Raw genomic sequence first — 21,294 nt, 5'->3', positions numbered from 1 at the left:
CTTCCCGTTCATCTAACTTCTTCGAGGTTCTGGCTTAGCGATACCGCAATCTGGCCCGCCACTGTGCGAGGTACGTTGCCGTAGCTGAAGGTCTGCGCGGCCTGGTTGAGGCGAGGCGTAAATCCGCTGCACAACGTGGCGGCTCGCGCATGCAAAACGGGCAGCGGGGCGCTCCGGTCCACGAACAGCGTGCCGGTTGTCTCGCGCCCGCGACCTTTGTCACGACGCCACCGCAGGACAGATGTCCCGCGCCGAGCGAGAACCACGTAGATACCCGTCGAGCGATCGCAGTGGTACCAGTCGCCGTCGTGTCGGTACAGGTGTACCCGCCGGTTGTTCACGCGCATGCGGTACAGGCCGTCCCGGGTCGGATTCGGTTCGGCTGAGCTGAATTGGCCGTTTGGCTGCAGCTGGTCCAGGTCCACTGCGACCGCCGAAGGAGGCGCCGCGGGACTGCCCAGCGCAAGCGAGGGCAGGCGGTTGGACAGCCGCACGGCGGCACAGCCTCCGTAGACGGCTCCGGCCTCCTCCGCGATCTTCTGCAGCGTCGCGACGTCGTCGAACTGGATGATCCACGTCTCCGGCGAGGGCAGATAGCCAGCAACGCGCTCTGCCGTGCAGGCGAGGAATGAGACGTTGCTTTCCTCTAGCCGCTCACGCAGGCTGGCTGGTCTTGCGCCGGCCACGACAGCTGAGCCGTCAGCAGCGGGAAGCCTGGTAATCACGGTTGGGGCGATGGCCCAGCGGTCCGCGTCCCACCTCACCTCGGCATGTGCCAGCAAGGACGCGTCACGTACCCATTGCTCGCCAGCAAACGAGTGGATGCTCAGATCCGATGTGCGTGCCAGCCACCGCAGCTTGTCTCCGAGGTCGCGAATGCTGCCCGCGCCTGTTTCACTCATCCAACGCAGCATCAACTCAGCGTCCACAATGACGCTCCCACTGCAGCAGATACTTGCCCCACAACGGCTCTGCGGGCTGTTCATGTCCAGATATACGTGCCCACAACGACGCGGATACGGCATCCAAGTATCCGAAGGCGGGCCGGTTCGGCTGCAGCAAACGGACCTGCCAGGCGTCGCCACGTCGCTGCGCGAGCCATGCCGCCGACGGAGTGGTGGTCACCTCGAAGTAGTACGGCGTGATTCCGTAGACCCGCGCCAGCACCTCGGCAGGCTCTGGCTCTTCTATCTGCGAGCAGATGCCGTCCTCGCGCAACAGCCAGGTCTCGTCTTGACCTCGGCGAGCGAGCACGGGCTCGCTGTCAGGAGGCCCGTGAACCTCAGCTCCGCAGATTTCGAAGCGATCCTGGTCGTCGGAGAGAGAGGCATTGCCGTCCCAGCCAAGCTCGCCCCGATTCGATCCGTCATCGCTGGGCTCCGCGTCAATCACGTGGAAGACCAGTACTTCCCCGTCGACACGCAACTCGTGTCTATCTGCGGTCAGCGGACCTATGCGCCGCAAGGAAATCGGGAAGCCCGACGCGACGAACGATGGTTGCTGCACCACTCCGTCGAGCGCAGCCTCCACTGTGCGGGACTGCTGCCCTGAAGGCAGGAGCAGATCGGGTTCGCCGCCGCTCAGATAGGCAAAGCGGGTGACGTGACGCGCCAGCCGCAATCCATTCGTGAGCTGCGGCCGGGCAACCAGGTCCGGACGCACCGGGCTCGTCCGCAGCACTGGTGTCCGGCTCAGCGCGGCATCTAGGCGTCCCGCATCACCGAACACCACGGACCTGTACAGCTTCCAGCCCGGCAACAGCTGTGCCGGACCTGACCGGCCGACCGGCCGCCAGCCAGGTTCGGCAGCTTCAACGAGCACGCGCTCCAATCCGGCAGCAACGTCGTCCCGCGCAGCGATCAGGTGTTCCTCATGCGGGTTGACCGACTGGCAGGAAAGCCAGCAACCCACGTCAGGATCTTCGGCGAAGACGAGGACCTCCGCAGGCGAGAATCGCGCGGCGCACTGCTGTCCTGCGAAGCGAAGTCCCCGCGTCAGGTCCTGCACAGTTGCCGGCAAGTCGCGGTCGAGTGTGTACAGCGAGCTGTACGGATCCCTGAAGATCGCCACCTCACACTGCTTGCCTGCGATCTCACCCCGCAAGACGTCCTCGTCTACCCCGTCCGCTGTCGTGATCACCCAGCTGACCCGCTGGCGTTTGACGTCGAGGGCAAGCTTGATGTCCAGGCGACGCAGACCATCCGCGGTGATGACGCGCCCATCCCAGTCTTCGGCGAGTCCGACAAGCAGCTGACCCACAAGTTCCGCCTGCAGCGGATCGCTGACCAGCTGCTGGAAGGCCGGACTCAGACCACGCGGCGTTGACATCCACATTTTCAGATACGACAGAAGAGCGTTGGTACCAGGTACGCCGGCAGTACTCACGTCTAGCTTCGCGAAGAACCTGGTCAGCCGGGCACGATCAGAACGCCTCAGCACTGCCTGCGAGAGCGGGTAGCCGATGCGAGTCAAGCCTGGATGATCGCGGATTGTCGAGATGCCGCGGGCGCCACCGAGACTCTTGAGCCAGTGGTCGAGCACTCTCCACATGTCAGCCACATCGGCGAACGCGCCTGATTCTCTCAGCGCGGCCCGGACGTTCGCCGTCGCCTCTTGAGACGCATGTGGGGCAAGAGCCTGAGCCAGGCGGGTATAGAAGTTGTTTGCAGCTACTTCGGAGTCACGGTGCATCCGAGACGCGGCAAGGACACTCAACGCCAGTACTGGAAGCGTGGGCGGCGGCAGCGTCTGATCACCCTGCTGCCAGACCTTCTGCATGTGGCGCACACGACTGAAGGTGTTACGTCCACCGCTGAGAAATAGCAACTCACCGACGGCAGCGGCCAGAGAGTCGGCTGGATTCAGGTCGGCCGGTGCGATACGTAGAAGCTCGTCGTCGTCGATGAACAAGACAACAGGCACCATCGGGCGGGTAAGGAACGTCTCGGCGAGCAGCTGCTGCCAATACCCGTAATCCGCCGTCTTCACTCGTGCCTCGATGCTAGGCGTATCCAGTGACAGCACCTCGCGACGACCTCCCCGTCCTTTCTTTCGCGTGACGCCGCTACAGCGCCCGCAATCTCCGATAGCCGACCGGCGCAACTTGAGTAACGGCAGCTCGGCCGATCGCAACAGTGCTGTGTGGCAATGCGAGCGCACCCGCGTCTCCTTGAGTGGCACCGCCATGGCACATGGGGTGCACACTCGTGTGGCTCATACACTGGCTTGCGCCGTCAGCGGTCATGACCTCACAACTGCACACCGCCTGCTTGTTCACACGGTGCGCGGGGTGCGCGTGCATGCACCGTGGGTTGCTCTTGCGCTGACATTCGGCGCTCACCGCTCGCGTGTTACAACTCGAGCTGACCGGCTCGCAGGCACCTTCACACCGGCGGTCGCGGAACCGCCCCACGTTCGCTGAACAGAGCAGGTACACCTGACCACACCGATGTCGTGAACGCAGAGGTGAGCCTTAACATCGCGCCCGCGACGCGGCACTTGATCTACGGACGACGAGACGTTCTTCTCCGCCTGCACGATGTTCGGTGGTCCTGCTCTCATGAGAGGTCTGTTAGTCAAGGACGTCAACGAAGGCAACACCGGCTCGTAACCCAGGTTTGTCTTCCTCAAATGCGCCTTAGAGGGCGAGTTCACGTTGTGCCAAACAGGCCCATGATCGCTGGTCCGAAGCACTCCAGCGCGTCGGCCCCAAACCGCAGGATCAACGCAACACGCTCAGGATCGAACCAGCCGTCCCATGAGTTCTGAACACACCATGCGCGACGACAACCGCACAGCACAGCATGAGTCAGTGGACTTCCTTACTACCTCGAAGACCCGGCGAACAGAGTCCTCCGACTCCAGCAACCGGCCAAAAGCACATATGAAACTCCTATCACTCAGCTCCCTATGGCAGTAACGGGCCGAACTAGAGTGACGACTATCCAGGCAACGACTCAGCCCTCTGACGTCTAACATCAACTCCAACTGATGCTTTCAGAGCACTAGCTTGACTGCATGATCAATCGCCGACCGGCGACGCCAGAGTCGATCGACCACGAGAAATCTTGCTCAGTGGACCACTAACGATAAAGCTCACCGAAAGGCCAAAAATGGCAGGCCACTACCCACGGCCAGACGAACCCCTGGCCAACAAACAAGGAAACCTGAATCAGGCGTTCCGCACAGTCTCTGACTTACAACAGCACCTTCATGGCGACGCCAGTAATGTCGTCGATAGCGCAGCCAAGTGGATCAAAGATTACATTAGCAAAGAAATCCCCGGCAAGGAACATCTTGGACCTATTTGCCCTTGGGCCTCGACTGCGACCAGGCTCGACACGATACACTTAAGGCTGCACAACGAAGGAGACGATCCTTCAACGATTGCAAAATCAACGGAAGACGCCATAAATGCGTTTGATCTATTACTGCCACAATCAGGGCCCGGGAGACTGCACCATATAACCGGAATACTTTTCTTGCTCGCGACAAGGCGGATATACGCTCAACTTGAACAACAACAAGAAACATTCAAAACACTAGCCCTAAAGAAAGGTCTAATGCTTGGACTTTTCCACCAAGAGAGAACTCGTCGATCTCTCACGCACAGCGGAGAATTAACACTCAGAAGCCCTGTTCCCATGATTCTCGTGCGAAACCTCTTGCCGCAGGACCGACGAATCTTTGCAAGCCTCGAATTATCGCCAGAGACTCGGGAATTTCGATTAGAAGAGTTTGACAAATGGCTGACCAGAAGAAGATCCTGAGGACCCTCTACTGCCAGCTCTAGCCCGTCATGGCGACGAGTCGGTCAGTCGATCCTGCAGTCTGGCATGACGGAACTGGTACATCGGTCCAGAAATACGAAGTATACCCAGCCTGTGCGCATGTTGGAACATCGACATCGAATCGCCCGGTAGTCGCCCCTGGAACGCGAGCCACCTCGACGCAACCCAAAACATTCCCCACGCCGAAAAGAGCGTCACCCAGACAGTCGCGCCCACCAGAATCGTCAACGCCCACAAAGCAAAGAACACAGGCCAACTGAATACCAGCCACATAGAGACGCCGAAGAGCGGATAGAAGCAGAAGGATCCCACACCCCAAAACATGGTGGCGCCAGCTGCCCCCAGGGAAATACCTTGCGAAATTGCTTTAACCTTATCTAAGGCTAGAACCCTCGTTGGACTTGCTGCTGCATTCAGGTCGACAGGCTCATTCAAGCCTAACACGAACACTACGGCACCTAGCATGCCGACTGCAATTACTCCGGATCCAACGGGACCGACAATAAAAGCTTCCGGTCGCCCGGTCAATTGATATGACATAACCCCCAGGGCAATCCCGCCTAGTTCAAACGCGCCGATCCAACTCATTACCACTAACTTTCCCCGGAGGGCTTCGACTCCCACGCGGTAAATCTCGACGAGAGATCTTCGGCGTAAGCTAGGCTTAATCAGAGCAGGGCGAACATGAAAGCCATGCGCAGTAAGAAGTCCAACTCCGATTGCTGCAGACAAAGAGAAGATTCCTCCTGATATTAAGATGAGTCGTGGAGCCTCCTGCCATGGCCAGGTAGGAAGAAGGGCATCCACCACGGCCAGCGCAAATATCGGCAAGCCTAGCGTCAAGCCTATAACAAGTCCAAATATCGGCTTGCCAATCGCCCTATACAGCTCCCACCACGCGATGTTGTAGGTACCTAAACTCGATAGATGCTTCGCCAAATAGGTAAAGTAGTGCGAGTTTGATGGCAATGTCTGTCGGTGGTCGTTTCCGCCGGCAAAGGAAGCCGTGCTGATCACCGCCGGAATGTACAGATCAAGTAGCGACTCCTCGATGGCTCGCACGCACTCAGTCACCGACCTATATTTAGGCGGCTGCTGCAACAGCTCGCCCGGATTCCGATCACTCTCGCTGTATACAACTCTCATCAGGCTCAGCATCAACGGAGAAGACAGCACTATCTTAAGTGCCTCTACTATCATAGGAGGCGAAACCTGTCGTAGCTCTGTATTCAAATCCGTCCACTTAGACTGTGATTCAGCCTCGCTTCTGCTTGTCAACTTGAGGTACCTAATAGATTCGTCAAGTTTCAACGCGTCCACGCGAAGCACCGCAGCACCAGTAATCACATCTCCGCGGGCGATGACGTCAAGGTACTCCTTGTATCGACAGGTCACAAAGATTCTCTGCGCCGGACGAAGATAGGCATTAATGGCGCGTACCGCGTCGATTCGGGCGCTCTCGGCAACCTCGTCCATGCCGTCGAGAACCGGAACTATTTGACCGGTCCGCAATAGCCTGGCTGCCAAACTTTCACCCTGAGGAGAAGTCAGATTCAGGTGCGCATAATTTCTACGTAATTCCGATTCCATCCACCTTCTCAAAGAACACTCGGCTGGATCCCAAGTGGCCATATGGAACAGAACAGGTACACCGCCCCCGCTAGCATCCTTCGGTCTTTTCTCCAGCAGTGCTAACGTCAGTCTCATTGCTAAAACGGTTTTGCCTGACCCGCTGGCCCCTATCAAGACAGCACGGCCAGTCGACACACGCTCAAATACCTCGCTGATGGTTGCGAGATCGCCATTGAGGGCCGCTGGTCGGCGTTTGTTTCGATCAAGGAAGACGACTTGCGAATGGTCACCTAGCTCGCGTGCGGCTGCAGAGACACGTACATTCAGCGGGTGTGGATCATGCAATCTGCGAGATGCTTCTTCATCTTCCCACTGGAACTTGACCTGTTCAGCGAGCCGATCGAGAGCTTCACTCACGACGTCTGCAGGCCATATCGTCGCACTCCGCGAAGCATCTCGAATAGAAAACGGTTTTAATGCCAATATACCAGCAACAACACTCACAGCGGCAACCGGAAGGGCGATGATATTGGCGATCTCGGCACCTCTTGTGCTGATTTGAAGCAACCACCAGGTGCATCCAATCGCGGCTAACCCGCCGACGACAGCGACCACTCTTCCGATCGACCACTTCCGCATCCGAAGATGCTACTTGCATAGTTCCGACACGAAGTAACAAATCAGCCACTTCTTGGCAATGATTTGTCGATAATTACACTTGGTCTGGAATTTCCGTCTGCCAGTGAGTGTGCCCGGACACTTCATAGCGAGGTGACGACACCAGATATTTTCACCTTCTGACGGGCAAGATGCGCACAAGGATGCCATTAAAAACTGCGTTTCCAGAAGGCCTATCAAAATCACCTGGACCCGCCGATGTCAATCGGTTGTAGCCAGCGCCGCCCGCCTCTCTCGCCTGTTCCCACAATCCGCCGTGTCCCCAACCGTGGGTCAATCCGACAGCACCCTGTATTATCTCATCAGTCACGTCGAGTTGGACAACTATTTCACCCCAGTCTGATACCAACCGCACGTCTTCACTCGACCTAACGCCAAGGGCGCTCGCGTCTATCGGGTTAATCCTCGCCGCACACGTTCTGGTGCGCGATACCAATGATGGGATGTTGTGGAGCCAACTGTTGTGTGAGCGCGCTTGCCTGATACTAAATAGACGAAGCCGTTCGTCGTCAATCGATTCGGAATTTGTGGCCATTCGACCAATTTCAGCGAGGATCTCTTTCTGGTGCAGGCGTATTCTGCCGTCACCTGTCTGGATCTTGCGGTGAAGCACGCCGACTGGACACTCGTCAGCCAGCTTCACTCCACCACCGTGCTCTTGCAGCATTCCTCTATTGAGTCCCCCCTTCCGCAGTCCGAAACGGTCACCGAAACTTCCTATTCGGAGGATCATGTTAAGGATCGCAGAAGGAGATGGTCTAAACCCAATCCTTCCCAGCAGTTGCGCTCCAGGAAGAAGCGAAGGATTGATTCCGATTCTCCGTGATATTTGGTCGAGGATCCACCAGTCGTCGCGCACATCCGTAGGCGGATTTATCACGGGTTTCGCCCACTGCGCATGAGGCACAGTTGCTTGCTGTTGAGTGAAGATGGGCATTTGCTCGCGCTCGGGCCACAGCGATGGAGGGAGAATCCAGTGTGCATGCTGTGTGGTTTCGGTGATATACGGATCTATACAAACCAGCAACTCCAGCTCTTTGAGAGCAGCCTCGAACTCAGCTGAGCCCGGCGCCGACGTAACTGGATTCGCGGAGCACATGATGAGGCCGCGTAGCTGACCCCTTCCTGGGGTGGATATTTCTCTCGGCATGCACACCATTGGTGCCGTACCCATCAATTCCTGTACGCCGTCAACACGAGTTCGCCATCGCCCACGTCCAGATAGACCTCGAATGCGTGCACCTTTCGCAATATTGAAAACGGGCACACCGAAGATCATGCCTCCGCGCCGGTCTAAATTCCCGGTAAGAATAGATAGTACATCGATAAGATACTTGGTCAGTGTCGAGTGCCGACCAAGCGAGGCACCACATCGGCCGTATACGCTAGCGCGCGGAGACGCCGCATAATTCCTCGCAAGCAGAGTTATGCTGCTACCGTGAATACCTGTTTCAGATTCTACGCGTTTGAGGTTAAACCCGTTTAGCGATGCGCGCAGGCTGTCAAATCCCGTTGTGCTTTGTTGCACAAATTTGGCGTCATAGAGTTGTTCGTCGATAATGATCTTTGCGATTCCTCCCAATAGCCATGCATCCGCCCCTGGCCGGATTGCTATATGCTCGAAGAGCTTCGCAGTTTCAGTTCTCCGTGGATCAATAACCACCACGCGACCACCTCGCTTCGGTATTTCCCGCAACACCTCAGCGATTCTCCCGGTTGTGACCATGCTTCCACGCGAAACCATGGGATTCGCTCCAATGATCAAGGCAAAGTCTGTATTCGCGAAATCCGGTAGTAGGTTTACAGTCGGATCACCGTATAGCATGTGAGCGGCGGCCCAATAGTTATTGATATCAAGAGAAGACGACGAGTACGCGTGCTTCGTTTTTAATGCTGCAGCCATTCCTATCGTCGTAATGTATCCCGAGAAGTTCCATGCCATCGGGTTTCCCCATGCGAGACCAGTGGCCTCATAACCGTCCTTCCTTACGATCCCTCGAAGAGTTTTAGATATTTCCTTGAGTGCAACCTCCCACTCGACCTCCTCGAAAGTTCCATCCTCGCGACGACGCAGTGGGTGAACCACTCTGTCACGATCGTAAACCACTTCGTCGAAGTTCAAACCTTTTGCGCAGGCGTATCCGCCTGAGCCTGGATGGTCAGCGTCTGGCTCTATTTTTGCGAGCTTCCCGTCGACCACGGTTGCAATAAGTCCACAGGAAGCTTCACATATTCCACAGATTGTACGCTTCTTGGTCACATTCGAAGCTTCACTCAATTTGTCCTCTTGATTCTTGATATCACTATTGAACGGCGATGCCAAATCGCCACGCGGACTTGATCCCACTCCATCGTCCTCCTAAGCTGAACTCTAGCCCTCAACCGTCTGCTGCTGATGGCTTGCGCCCGCCCACCGTTTGGTTCTACCGATGCGCGGTGGTTCGGTTCAGGCGGACCTGCGAACACCTCGCGCAACGATTCTCCTCGGCAGGCCGCAGCCCAGGGCAAGGAGACTCAGGCATCATCTGCTGGCGTATGGCTGCGGTAACTCGGTCGTAGCAAGCGCCGATGACGAAGGCATGCGCGCAACAGACGACGCCGGCGCCGTGCTCAACGCGGAGTTCGAGATCGAGGCGGACGGCGACCACCTCGCGTTGGTCATGAAGAGTGCGGGCGGCAAGGTCAACGGAAGGCCGCACGGCCGCAACCACCAGTACAACCTCGCCCTGGAGCTGCTGCTCCACCGCCTTCGCGAACACGGCGCGGTACTGGACAGCGGGGTCGTGGACTCCACCCCGGTCAAGCATCTGCCCGAGACGGAACGCACGATCGTCGAGTCGCCGGTCGTTCTGGCGACGACGCCCGACATCGAGGCGCTGCGCAAGAAGCTGGGCCGCGCACAGGGAAAGATCGGTAAAAACCCGGACGGCAACGCCACCAAGCAGATCCGACTCAGGCTGCGGGTGCCTGGATACGCCGCCGACGATACCGACCGTCTGGCCGCGGACCTGGCACAACCGGCGAACCGCGGCAAGGCACCGGACGCGTTGGCTCTGCTGCGCTTGCTCATAGGAGATCCCATCGAGACGGTGACCGGCAGCGTGAACACCATCGTCGAGGTCAACCAGAAACAGGTACGGGTGACCACCGACCGGTCACCACAGGGGCAATGGGTCGATGTTCGCGATGTCGAGGCCGGCCTGGAGAAGCTGCACGCGCAGGGATCGGTACTCGTGAGCGTCGACGAGCTCGGGCACCGTTCCTCGTTCGTCGGAGCTGTACTCGCGACCATTCCGGGCACAGTTGTCTCTCGCCGGCCAGCCATGGTCACGTTGCACGACCAGAAGTTCCCGGTGTGCATCCGGCGGTTCCCCGTGCTCGACGGCAGCGCGCAGGTCACGACCCGCAAGGAGCAGAGGGAACTGCGCAGGGTGCTGCTCGGCGGCCGAACCGCCGCACCCTGCGACCTGTGCGGACACGACTACCCAGGGGACTTCCTCGTCGCGGCGCACATCAAGAAGCGATCGTTGTGCACCGACGACGAGCGCAACGACCTGACCAACGTGGCGATGCTGGCATGCACGTTCGGTTGCGACAGCCTGTTCGAATCCGGCCACATCACCGTGGACGACACCGGTCGCGTTCTCTCGTGGTTCGAGGACGGACTCCGCGGCCGGCTGCGCGATCACCTGAACCAGCTGCACGGACGTCCCTGCGGAGCACACCGCACCAGCTCGCAGCACTACTTCACATGGCACCGCGCCAACGTCTACCGCGGATAACGACAAGCACCTCCGCTCTGGAGCACTCGTCGCTATGTTGCCTTGCGTGACCAATGAGCTGCCGAGTGGGACCCAGACGAGCATCACAACTTCGTTCGATCAGGTGAAGGCCAAGTTCGTTGTAACGGAGACGATGGACAGTGAGTACCGACGCTGGCAGGGGGATCCTGAACGGCGCCATGTGGTGAACCTCGTTCGCGAGCACACGACGTGTGTGCTGTACCAGCTAACTCCACAGGACGTCCAGGAGGTGTGCTCGGCAACCGAGCACCCACTAGGCGACATCAAGAAAGCCGCGATCAAGTCGGTCAAAAAGGCGCGGGACTGGTATCCAAGTTTCGCCTTCACTCATCTTTTTCATCATCTCATGGAGACAAGAGGTCACTTACCCTACTGGCAAGATTTCTACCAGTTCCTTTTCAAGGAGGAGGAAGGGTATCAGCTGTTCGGAAAGGAGGTTGCAAACCGGAAGAAGGTAATCGAAAGGAGTGGAGTCAGTCCGCGGATCGCCGGAGAATCCTTGAAATGGCGCATTGGACTCTCCTACTATAGTTTCTTGCGCGAGGTCTACTCCGTGATTGCACTGCGCTCACGGGGCGTGGACCTGCGGGTACACCCGCTCGCCGATGCTCTTTTCAGGACGGACGCCTGGATGGGGGACATAATAATCAGCCTCTGGGTATCGAACGAGCTTTTCCGAAGCAAGGGGGCAGGCCGAAAAAAGAGAGTCCAGGATCTCCTACGTGGCGCAAGTCCCGGGTTTCACTACCTTGACATCACGCTTGACCGAGCCACCGAGTTCGGCGAAGTACATCTGCCATCCACGAAGGCGATTGACGAGGCCGCCACCACAATCATGGCCTCTGAGCGCCGCCACGGAGATGTTGATTAGTAAGGTGGAGCACATACGACCGGAACTGACGAACGCGACTGACAAGGTACAGCAGTACTGGCAAGAAGGAACTGCGTTGAGCGCCCAGGTTCCCAACCGGGTCGTCGAGAGTGCGGAAGATGTCCAGGGCGTGGATGGCGTGCTCCAGCGCCTGCAGGGGGCGTGTAAGGGCCGGAGCTACTGCAGGTTCGCACTCGTTGATCAGCCGCCGAGGACTCGCCGGCAACTTGCGGGTCCATGTCCCGGCTCTGCGATCGGGTGGCGGTGGCGTGCGGTGCCGTACATGGTGTGGTCGACGGCGGTTGTAGCGGACCCCGCCACGCAGGACGCAAGTGCGCCAACGACCCTTCAGCAAGCGTCAGCCGTCCCGGCAGCGCGACCGCTCTCATCTACCCGACCCGAGGCGTGTCTCCCTGCGCCAGGACATGTGTGGTTCAGGCTGTCCCGCGTCCCGCCGTCACATGTCTGCAGGTAGAGGCGCCCAGTTCCACGACATGAGGCCGGTCCCGCGTGACCGCCGCGGGACGGGCCTCATGTGCCGGACGGGCCAGGTGGGCTACCCAGGGCCAGGTAGGGCTACGTGGGTGAATAGTGTGCGACTTCGCCCTCGGACACGAAAATGTCGCAAATTTGCGACAACTGCGTGGCAGGTGCTCAAGTCCACTTGAGCACCTGTTTTGCGTTTCGGCGCCACATGCAGGTGGCGTTCGATGACCCTTTCCTACATCCGCCCCATCGTTCCCCGCAGCGGCCCAGGAAATACGACGGGCGTCTCCACTCGCGCTGCCGGTCAGCCGCTCCCGCTTATCGCTGTCCCTGCATCACGGCCGCTCCGGCAGACGAACGTCGTGTATCGCATGGCCGCCGTAGATCAACGCGGCCGAGTCGCGGACCGCCACATCACCGTCGCGCTGGACTGGGACGCGGGCACCCGCCTGAGCATCCGCGAACACGACGGCCTCTTGGTCGTGGCCGCCGACTCTCACGGCGTCTTCAAGCTCACCAAAGAGGGCTATCTCCGGATCCCTGCCGACGCCCGCCGTGTCGCTGGCTTGAGTTCCGGGGACCGGGTCCTCCTGACGGCTCATATCGACCGTCAGACGATCACGGTGTTCTCACCTGTCGCACTGGACGAGCTGCTTCTCGCCGTTCTGCCAGGCGGTGAGGAGGTATGACCGGCGCGCCGACCCAAGCCGAGCTCGATGCCGCGCGTCTGGTTCTGGACCGGATGGGCGTGACCGCCGAGGACCTGCTCAACTCGGTCAAGCCGCCGGCTCCCACGTTCGGCGAGTACATCCCGGTCGTGGCCGCAGCTGTCAGCGACGGCACCCGCCGCGCCTACAGCCCGTACTGGAACCGCGTGCTGGACCAGTGGGCAGACATCTCGCTGAGCGACCGAACCCCGACCGACATCCACCGGCTCGTCCAGCACATCAAGGCCAACCTGACCGTCCGCCGCAACACCCGCAACGGCAACTCCGCCGCCGAACACCTCATCGCAGCCCTGCGCTGCCTCTACCGGCACGCCGTCAGCGACGAGCTCATCGACGAACGCTCCAACCCCGCCGCCAAGGTTCCGAAGCCCCGGCGCCAGCCCAGCAATCGACGGGCGTTGTCCGGCAAGCAGATGGACCAGCTCAACGATGTCGTCGCGACAACCGGCAACGATCCCCAACTCGACTCGCTGATCGTCCGGTTTCACACCGAGACCGCGGCCCGCCGGGGCGGAGCGTTGGCACTGCGTCCCAGGGACCTCGACGAGGAGCAGTGTCTCGTCTACCTCCGGGAGAAGGGCGAGACCTCACGCTGGCAGCCTGTCTCGCCGACGCTGATGTGGCACCTGCTCCAGCACGTCGAACATCGCGGCGCACCCATGAATGGACGCCTCCTCCGCTACGCGGACGGCCGACAGATCACCTACCACCGCTACGACCACCTCTGGAGCCGCGTCGGCGAGAACCTGCCCTGGGCCGCGAAGCAGGGCGTCAGCACACACTGGATCCGCTACACCACGCTCACGTGGGTCGAGCGCCAATTCGGCTACGGCGTCGCCCGCGCTTTCGCAGGGCATAACGACACCAACACCGACGCGGGCAGCACCACGACCTACATCCGCGCCACCCTTGAAGAAGTCGCCGCAGCACTCGCCGCACTCACTGACGAACACCACCCGCTGACTACGTAGCTCGTCCAGATCGGTCGAGGGCTGCCCGCTCAACGCAGGACGAGCGGGCAGCCCTCGACTCACGAAGTGTGGTTGCCGGGCAGAGGCCCCGCATGTCCCGAGGAATCGACGGCGGACAGGTTTTCTCCGAGTTGGAGCATCACGGCTTTCGACTGGTCCGCGTCCAGGCTGGCGCTGTCGAGCGAGCGAACAACCTCCTCGTAGCCGTCGACCGCAGCCTTGTCTTCTTCGATGAGCGTGGAGTTCTCGTGCTCTAGGAAGACCAGCGGCTCGTACGTTTTGAAGGTCAGGCGCGTGAAGGCCCCGCTCATGCCCGCGTGGGCACCGATCGCGGTCGGCACGATCCTGATCTTGACGTTGGAGCGGACTGTCATCAGCAGTAGGTGGTGGACTTGCCCGACGTGGGCGTCATGGCCTCCGACCGGTAGGTGCAGCGCCTGCTCGTGGATGTAGAACGTGCACTGCAGCCCACGGCCCGAGAGAAGCTCCTGCAACTGCTGTCCCGCCTTCACCCGCTGATCGATCTCCTCGGCCGGCACATTCGCAGAAGCCGAGATCGCCGCACGCATGTAGTCGACCGACTGCAGGAACACCGGAAGCCCATGCGGGTGCCACGTGGTCAAGGTCTTGGCCGCCGCAACCTGCTCGACGAGCGTGCGAAGCCGCACAGGCACGCACGACCCGTGCCTCTGCCACCAGCCCCTGGTCTCCTCCGCCGCGTGGAAGAGCTCCAACAGGTGGTCACGTTCCTCCGGCGGCGTGCGGCAGACACCCAGCAGCAGCGCTAGCTCGATCTCGGTGCATCCCCCTTTGCCGTTCACGAAGTCCGAGACCTTGGCCTCGTTCCAGTCGAGAACTTCGGCGATCCTCCGCGCCGTCATGCCAGAGGCGTTGATGGCCGCGCGGAGACCGTCGCCGAACTCGCGGCCGTGAGCGTGGAGAACCTCTTCGGCATGGGAAATTCCTTGCTGTAGCTGGGATCTGTTGTGCCAGGCACAATCAGCCAACTGCCCCAGCCCAGCGCAGACCAGCTCATCAATCGCGCAGCAACCCAGCACAAATCCCGCAACTACTACGTCTCACCTGCAGAAATGCCGCGGGCATGCAGGGGTAGCCCGATCAGGTGTTTGCGCCATCGCCAGGACGCTCACACCAGCGTCTCTGCATGAGCCGCAAGCGCTGAGGCGAGGTCCGGATGATCACCCTTGTCGATCCGGCGAAAGAGCCTGGCCACCACATAGAGCTGAGCAAGTCGCCCTGGCTCGGACTCGAGCACATCGCCGAAGACGGACCGAACCCGCTCGACCATCTCCGGCACCAGAAGGCTGTAACAGAGCAAGGTCGCGGCGTCCGTGCCCACTGGCCCGCGTCCCCACCATTCCCAGTCGAGCAGGCCGAAGCCAGGTCCCATGAGGTTGGCCCAATGCAGGTCGCCGTGCACGGTTTCCCACTGGGAGACAACAGGTTTCATGGCGTCCCCGAACCGCTGCCGGATTCGGCTGCTGACCAGCTCCTGGTCCGCCTTGACCCGATCCGTCGGTGTCGAGGCGACGGTGTCGATCGTGCGACGAAGTTCAGCCCACCATGCGTCGGACAGATCGATCGGCTCGCGCAGTGCGTCGGTGTGGGAGCACGGCGAGCCTGGCAACAAGGTCAGCACCTCTGCGCGCTGTTGCCGGTGCTCCTCCCACTCGTAGACGTCCAGCACGCGCGGTTTGGCCAGGCCGGTGAACACGTTGGCGTCGAAGTTGCCGGTCCAGAAGGCTCCGTCAATCCACTGCTTGTTCTCCGACACCACCCGCAACCAGAACTGCTCCTCGCCACGGACGGCAAGTGCGCTGACCGAGCGGTCCATCCAACCGAGCCGAGGCTCGCCGGCGAGAGCGAGTCCGAAGTGCGCTGCGGCCCGCTGAAGGTTCTCACGCATCCATTCACGAAACTGGGCGTCAGCGTCGGTGAGGTCCTCGGGCACCGCTACTCCTCGGTGACGTAGCGCAAGTAGGCCTCGGGCGTGGCCATGTACCGGCGCCAGTGGTCAACCAGCGCGAGGTCCTCCCACTTCGACCGCTGGAAGCCGTGCTCCCCCACCTCGATGATGTCGGCGTCCGGTGTGGACGCCAGGATCGGCGAGTGGGTCGCGCAGATGATCTGCGCACCCGACTTGCCCAGTTCGTGCATGAGGTGCATCAAGCGCAGGCAGGACTGGAACGACAGCGCGGCCTCGGGCTCGTCCATCAGGTAGAAGCCGGGTTCGCGGAACATCGCTGCGAACACGGTGAGGAAGCCTTCGCCGTGGCTCATCTCGCTTGTGTCTTCGTCCCAGTACCCGTTCATGCCGCTGACCGCGTTCATGAACCCGAACGCGGTCTCCGCACGGAGGAAGTAGCCCTTGCGCTTGGTCCGCGGACCGATGCGGTGCCGGGCACCCAGGGCGGTGGTGTCGAACTGCACCATCTCACCGAGCTCGGACTTCGGCCTGTCGTTGACGTACTTCCGCCCCGCCCGCCCGCCCTGCGCGTCCAGCCCCCACGCCTCAGCGAAGGCCTCAACCAACGTGGATTTGCCAGAGCCGTTCTCGCCGACCAGGAAGGTCACCGGCCGCTCGAAGGTCATCCCTTCGTCTGCCAGCTGGGCGACGCACGGAACATCGAGCGGCCACGGCCTCCGGGAGCCACGAGGCAGCAGCTCTTTGGGGATGTACGCACGGCGGGCGAGCATAGGTGGAAGTTCCTTCGATCAGTCGTAGTCCGGAGCGCAGGCTCCCGTAGGCGTGCAGTTGCCGGCAGGCCGACACGCCGGGCTGCAGCTGGGCCCGCACTGCGGATCACACATGTTGGGCACACACGGGTTCAGAGCTCGCCGGGCGAAATCCGTCGCGAGCAATGATGCGGTCTCCGTCATCCTCGATCCCGTCAGGATGTCGGCGAGCGACTCCTCCCGCACATTGCCTACCGGCAACCACCGGGAGAACACGCACGGCCACACCGACCCGTCCGGTGCGATCGCGACCCTACCGTCACCGCACTGGCCACACAGTTCACCCAGGTCAGGCGACCTGTCACGCACGCCACGGCCGACCTGCCGCAGACGATCGATCCGCACCTCGCCTTCGACGCCGAGACCTCTCAACTGGGCCACTGCCCCGTCGACACGCTGCCCCTCGTCGACGTCGATCACGCCCACCCGCACCGGAATCGATCGCCGAACGGCTTCGACGAGGTTCGACCTCGTTCGCTCGTAGCTACGCGCACCTCGTGTGATCCGCTCGTGCTCCTTGGCGTCATCCGAGTAGTAGCTGGTGGCGAGCTGGACGCCCGGCCGTGAGAAGACCTCCCACAGCTCTGGACGGATATGCACCAGGTTCGTGAACACTTCGACCCTCAGCCCGCGGTCAAGAGCGTGGTGGACGAGTCCAGGCAGTGCGCGGTGCAGTGTCGGCTCGCCTCCGATGAACTGGACCATGCGCGTTCCGAGGCCGGCGAGCTGATCGATCGACCTACCCCAGTCCTCGGCAGTCATCGCGCCATGCGAACCAGCCGGGCCAGAGTCGGCATAGCAGTGGTCACACTGCAGCTGACACTTCCCAGTCACCTCAAGCCATGCGAACCTCACCTGCGCTTGCAGGTCGAGTTGAGCCCCCACGTGTTGTTTCCCCTCGCTTCTCGCGCTCCGCCGTACTACCTGCGTAGTTCTTGGAGGCGCTCCAAGCCAGAGGACGTCGCTGTGCCGATCAGGTAGTCACTGGTCAGACGCAGGGCGCCGAGCTGCCCGCGAGGCGAGAGCCGGAATGGCAGCGATCTTCGCTGGATCCAGCTCTGACCACAGAATCCCCGCCGGCCGTCGAGGCGGCCCGCACTCGATGACCTGAGTCGGGGTCACGATCAGATCGACGGAGAAGTCGTGGCTGGTCTCCGGGAGATCGCCATCGACCACCTGGAGGTCGTGGACGGTTGTGACGATCGTCGTCGCCTCACTGATCAGCCCTGCCTCCTGAAGCAGGGCGACCTCGATGTCGGCGTATCCCGCGCCCTTGCCCAGCCTGACGCCTCGGCGATTCACCGCCACCGTTCCGCACACGAGCAGGTCGATCTTGGGTATGTCGTCCGTGTCGACGGTCCTCGCGAACAACGCAGCCTTCTTCGGCACCGCAGCTTCCTCAGGCGAGACAGGCAGCTTCGCAGGATCGAGCTCGTAGAACGGCTTCGCCGCTGCGATCTTGGGCACCGCAACGTAAAGCAGCTTGCCCTGCTGAAGACCTAGCACTCTGACCGGCGCCTGCGGCTTGTCCGGTACCACCTTCACCACGTGTGCCTGCTTCCAGACCGACAGCTCCGCGAGCCTTTGAGCTGCCAGCTCGGCACCCACGAAGTTCGGGATCGAGCCGTGCACGTCAGGTTGAGCGGCGCGGTGTTCGGTGAGCAAGTCCCAGACGCGGTGGCGGATCTCGTTCTTAGCCTCGTCCGGATTCGCCACAGGCAAACCTTTCTACGACGCCGCCATCATCGTGAACAGGCGGTCATACACCTGACCTACCACAGGTTCCTTCCGCCAGGGCCGGAGTTTCCGTGCCACGCCGAAGATCACCTTGAGGCCACCGTTGCCCCATGTGCTCTCGACGCAGTCGATCGCAATGTGCAAGGCCGCCGCGGCGTGATCGAGTTCGCGCTGTTGGATGTGCGCCAAGCTCAAGTTCGCCAGCACGATGCTGCGCGACTTCGAGCGGGATGGCGCTTGGGAAGCAATCCGTTCCAGCGTCGACTGAGCCCTGGAAGCGTCGTTCAAACGCAAGTAGCAGGATCCCGCCAGGCGGTCGTACTGCGTCTCGGAGAACATCTCCACGACTGGCTCGTCGGCCGAGATCCGTCCAAAGTGGTCTTGCGCTCGGTCCAGCGAACGCTCACACGCATCGCGTTCTCCGACCATCGCCTGCGCTTCAGCGGCATGCAGTTCTGCCAGCCCCGTCAACACATCGCTGTGCCCCCGAGCCACGTCGGCCGCACGTTCGGTCAGAACGAGGCCCTCGACTGGGTCCTCGGTGCCGTACAGCTCAACGTATGACGTTCGCAGGAGCGCGACAGCTTTCAGCACCGGATCGTTGATCTTGCGGGCTGCTTCTGCCGCGGTCGTGAAGTGCTTCTTCGCGGCGTCGTGATCGCGACGCTGAGACGCGTCCCAGACGAACTGCCCCATCAAGGTGGACGCTTCTGCCTCAGCCGCCAGAAGGTCCCGTTTCACTCGGTACTCGCGGGCATGGTCGCGAAGCAATCGGGTCTGCCCGAGCGCCTGTCCCGCCTCGGCAAGCAACCCGGTCGATCGCTCGCCGTCATAGAGGACGCTCAACAGGGCGACGCGCTGACGAAGTTCCGCCACCGTGACGAGGTCGACCTTTGACGGGTTCGCGAGCGCGCGTTCCAGACGATCAGCGTCATCGGGCCCTGGTGCCGGCGACTCAGCATGCGGGTTCAGGATGTCGATCAGTTCCTGAACGGACACCACCAGCACCTTCGCGAGGCGCGGCTGGAGCCAGGCCTCCGGGGCGGACTTGCCCTGCTCCCAGCGACCGACGGTTCCGGGAGTGACTCGCATGAGCTCGGCCAGGCTCTCCTGTGAATACCCCATAGCCTTGCGGCGGGCGGCTAGCCCTTTCCTCGGCTTCGCCATCGGTCTCCCCTGACGCGAATTCGGCGCATTGTGCCTGCACAGGCTAGCTCGGAACACCTACCGAACAACCGTTCCGCCAAGAGAACTTCATTTCCACCCGGTCGGGTCATCCCGGCGTTTACGCAGGCAGGAGCGCCAGATGACCGATTCCTGCTGGGTCGCGGATGGATACCCGCCCTGGTTCTCCACAGTTATGTCGATTTCCGTGGATCACTGCCGACATCAGGTGCGCTGTTCGCGCAGACGTTCACGGGAAGTGATCGGGCATGGTTCGAAGCTACAAATGGCAGCCACACGACGAGGGCCGCCATGCGATACCACAGGAACTAGGCGTCGACGACGTCGGCCACACCCTCTGCGGTATCGAGGTGACGGCGGGTCCTGACAGGTGGCCCAACGAAGCTCGTTACTGGCCGACGTGCAACGAGTGCGACCTGGCGTGGCGAGAATCCGAAGGCATCCTGCCGTGGCCACGAAAGGGTCGAGACGCTGGGCCCTTGTCTTCGCGTCCCGGAGCGTCCAAGGCATCCGACAACGACGGTCCGATCGACGTGCTTGCGCTCGTCGTCGACACGTTGATCGCTCAGGGCGCCCATCTCCAAACAGCCCGCCAATGAAGATCACCGAACGGGCTTCCAAGGACACACGTCTGTCCTGGAACCGCAAAGGCGGCCTCGTCCTGGTGGCCTTCCTCGACCGAGTGGGCGTCGAGCACAACGTCGCTCGTCTCTCGGAGCTAACCCGCCTCGCGGCGGTTGACCTGCTAAACCAACTGCGCCGGTTCACGAAGGTGCGCGTGCTCGGTCGGCGGACCGACGTGGATGTCTTCCCCGCCGAAGATCACTTCTGGTTGTCGGCGGAACGCGTCGACCGAGCACGCGCGTTGGTTCAACAAGCCGACGACGCCGACCTCCGGGAACTGGCGGCCGAGCGCGGACTCGACATCGACCGTGCGTTGGGAGACTTCTCCACGCAGCAGCCGTATGCGGTCGCGTTGGGCAAAGCACTGCGCGACGCGCGCATCGCGTTCGGACCAAGTCAGGCAGAGGTTGCCGAGAGGGTGTCGACTATCTCGAACACCGAGCTGTCGCAGTTCGAGAACGGGCGCGCAGTACCAACCCTGATCACGCTCGCCGAGCTCGCTCACGTCTACAAGGTCGACGCGGCCGACCTGATCGTCCAAGCTACGTGCCGCTCTAAGCCCGACAAGCAGGTGTTGGCGTTGCGAGTCGCCGAACCGACGTTCCGTGCGGTGCTCACTCACAAGTTCGCCGAACGTCGCCTTCGCGAGCTTGCTCGAACAAGGCCCCAGCGCACAACGATCAGCACCTCTCGGTGACTCGACGCTTGTCGGTCAAACTCGCGGTTGGACCAACGAGCACCTGAGGTCATCGGGCGGACCGGTGAGGTTCGGCCTGGTGGTGACGTAGTAGGCGTTCACGACCCTGTACTCCCCGTCCCAGAAGAACGGATGCACGTCCCACGGAGGAAGGCATGTTGTGCCAGTGCTTCCCCGGCTCCAGTGATACTTGATCAGGATGAAGCCGCCTCCGCAGTGGTAGTAGCGTGCCGTCTGCTGACCTCGTGGCGGATTCAGCTCGGAGAAGCCACAGGGTGGCAGCTCATTGGGTTCGGCTGCGCTGGAAGGTGAGTCGATCAAGCCCAGGGCAACGCTCACGAGCACCATCCCTGCCGCCGTAGCGGTGCGAGCAAGTCGTCCGTTCATGGTTTGGT

At 61.2% G+C, this 21,294-nt stretch carries 18 protein-coding genes; 7 read left to right on the top strand and 11 right to left on the bottom strand.

Annotated elements, in window-relative coordinates; all coding sequences use genetic code 11:
- Positions 1-8: 8 nt before the first annotated feature.
- Together ACWGE0_RS00240 and ACWGE0_RS00235 are read right to left on the bottom strand one after the other, a co-directional pair.
- A complete protein-coding gene (locus tag ACWGE0_RS00240) occupies positions 9-929 on the bottom strand; it encodes a hypothetical protein (protein WP_452258681.1) in 921 nt (306 codons plus the stop codon).
- Positions 919-2,988 (bottom strand): hypothetical protein, encoded by a 2,070-nt coding sequence (locus ACWGE0_RS00235; RefSeq protein ID WP_452258680.1) that lies wholly within the window; start codon positions 2,986-2,988, stop codon positions 919-921. Before ACWGE0_RS00235 ends, ACWGE0_RS00240 begins: the two co-directional genes overlap by 11 nt.
- A 1,124-nt stretch (positions 2,989-4,112) precedes the next feature.
- On the opposite strand from ACWGE0_RS00235, the gene ACWGE0_RS00230 reads away from it, so the two are divergent.
- Positions 4,113-4,769, top strand: a complete 657-nt coding sequence (locus ACWGE0_RS00230; RefSeq protein WP_452258679.1) for a DUF6875 domain-containing protein — start codon at positions 4,113-4,115, stop codon at positions 4,767-4,769.
- A 27-nt stretch (positions 4,770-4,796) separates the two neighbouring features.
- Here ACWGE0_RS00230 and ACWGE0_RS00225 read toward each other — a convergent pair whose 3' ends face one another.
- Together ACWGE0_RS00225 and ACWGE0_RS00220 are read right to left on the bottom strand one after the other, a co-directional pair.
- Positions 4,797-7,001, bottom strand: coding sequence for an NACHT domain-containing protein (locus tag ACWGE0_RS00225; protein ID WP_452258678.1), 2,205 nt, complete (start codon positions 6,999-7,001; stop codon positions 4,797-4,799).
- A gap of 151 nt (positions 7,002-7,152) precedes the next feature.
- On the bottom strand, positions 7,153-9,300 hold the full coding sequence (locus tag ACWGE0_RS00220; protein ID WP_452258677.1) for a molybdopterin-containing oxidoreductase family protein: 2,148 nt from the start codon (positions 9,298-9,300) through the stop codon (positions 7,153-7,155).
- 319 nt (positions 9,301-9,619) lie between these two features.
- Between ACWGE0_RS00220 and ACWGE0_RS00215 the strand changes: the two genes are divergently transcribed.
- The 4 genes from ACWGE0_RS00215 (at position 9,620) to ACWGE0_RS00200 (ending at position 13,899) form a co-directional block, all read left to right on the top strand.
- Positions 9,620-10,822: an HNH endonuclease gene (locus tag ACWGE0_RS00215; RefSeq protein WP_452258676.1), complete on the top strand. Its 1,203-nt coding sequence runs from the start codon at positions 9,620-9,622 to the stop codon at positions 10,820-10,822.
- 46 nt (positions 10,823-10,868) lie between these two features.
- Positions 10,869-11,714 (top strand): hypothetical protein, encoded by an 846-nt coding sequence (locus tag ACWGE0_RS00210; RefSeq protein ID WP_452258675.1) that lies wholly within the window; start codon positions 10,869-10,871, stop codon positions 11,712-11,714.
- An 857-nt stretch (positions 11,715-12,571) separates the two neighbouring features.
- A complete protein-coding gene (locus ACWGE0_RS00205; protein WP_452258674.1) occupies positions 12,572-12,889 on the top strand; it encodes an AbrB/MazE/SpoVT family DNA-binding domain-containing protein in 318 nt (105 codons plus the stop codon).
- Entirely contained in the window at positions 12,886-13,899 is a 1,014-nt protein-coding gene (locus ACWGE0_RS00200; protein ID WP_452258673.1) for a tyrosine-type recombinase/integrase, read from the top strand. The genes ACWGE0_RS00205 and ACWGE0_RS00200 overlap by 4 nt, the downstream gene beginning before the upstream one ends.
- 59 nt (positions 13,900-13,958) lie before the next feature.
- Here the strand turns inward: ACWGE0_RS00200 and ACWGE0_RS00195 are convergent, their stop codons facing one another.
- The 6 genes from ACWGE0_RS00195 to ACWGE0_RS00170 form a co-directional block, all read right to left on the bottom strand.
- Positions 13,959-14,957: a helix-turn-helix domain-containing protein gene (locus tag ACWGE0_RS00195; RefSeq protein ID WP_452258672.1), complete on the bottom strand. Its 999-nt coding sequence runs from the start codon at positions 14,955-14,957 to the stop codon at positions 13,959-13,961.
- A gap of 89 nt (positions 14,958-15,046) precedes the next feature.
- Positions 15,047-15,826: an aminoglycoside phosphotransferase gene (locus ACWGE0_RS00190; protein ID WP_452258671.1), complete on the bottom strand. Its 780-nt coding sequence runs from the start codon at positions 15,824-15,826 to the stop codon at positions 15,047-15,049.
- A gap of 47 nt (positions 15,827-15,873) precedes the next feature.
- Positions 15,874-16,617, bottom strand: coding sequence for an AAA family ATPase (locus ACWGE0_RS00185; protein ID WP_452258670.1), 744 nt, complete (start codon positions 16,615-16,617; stop codon positions 15,874-15,876).
- Between the two features lie 18 nt (positions 16,618-16,635).
- A complete protein-coding gene (locus tag ACWGE0_RS00180; protein ID WP_452258669.1) occupies positions 16,636-17,490 on the bottom strand; it encodes a radical SAM protein in 855 nt (284 codons plus the stop codon).
- Between the two features lie 147 nt (positions 17,491-17,637).
- Positions 17,638-18,378, bottom strand: a complete 741-nt coding sequence (locus tag ACWGE0_RS00175) for a 5-formyltetrahydrofolate cyclo-ligase (protein ID WP_452258668.1) — start codon at positions 18,376-18,378, stop codon at positions 17,638-17,640.
- A gap of 6 nt (positions 18,379-18,384) precedes the next feature.
- The gene (locus tag ACWGE0_RS00170; RefSeq protein WP_452258667.1) at positions 18,385-19,560 is read right to left on the bottom strand and encodes a helix-turn-helix domain-containing protein; all 1,176 of its coding nucleotides are present in this window, start codon (positions 19,558-19,560) and stop codon (positions 18,385-18,387) included.
- Between the two features lie 266 nt (positions 19,561-19,826).
- On the opposite strand from ACWGE0_RS00170, the gene ACWGE0_RS00165 reads away from it, so the two are divergent.
- Together ACWGE0_RS00165 and ACWGE0_RS00160 are read left to right on the top strand one after the other, a co-directional pair.
- The gene (locus ACWGE0_RS00165; protein ID WP_452258666.1) at positions 19,827-20,177 is read left to right on the top strand and encodes a zinc finger protein; all 351 of its coding nucleotides are present in this window, start codon (positions 19,827-19,829) and stop codon (positions 20,175-20,177) included.
- Positions 20,174-20,899, top strand: a complete 726-nt coding sequence (locus ACWGE0_RS00160) for a helix-turn-helix domain-containing protein (RefSeq protein WP_452258665.1) — start codon at positions 20,174-20,176, stop codon at positions 20,897-20,899. The genes ACWGE0_RS00165 and ACWGE0_RS00160 overlap by 4 nt, the downstream gene beginning before the upstream one ends.
- Positions 20,900-20,914: 15 nt before the next feature.
- Here ACWGE0_RS00160 and ACWGE0_RS00155 read toward each other — a convergent pair whose 3' ends face one another.
- Positions 20,915-21,247 (bottom strand): DUF6355 family natural product biosynthesis protein, encoded by a 333-nt coding sequence (locus tag ACWGE0_RS00155; protein WP_452258664.1) that lies wholly within the window; start codon positions 21,245-21,247, stop codon positions 20,915-20,917.
- Positions 21,248-21,294 lie beyond the last annotated feature (47 nt).

The sequence above is a fragment of the Lentzea sp. NPDC054927 genome (assembly GCF_053610285.1).
The sequence above is the reverse complement of the archived record's forward strand: the minus strand, read 5'-3'. Positions and strand labels throughout refer to the sequence as shown.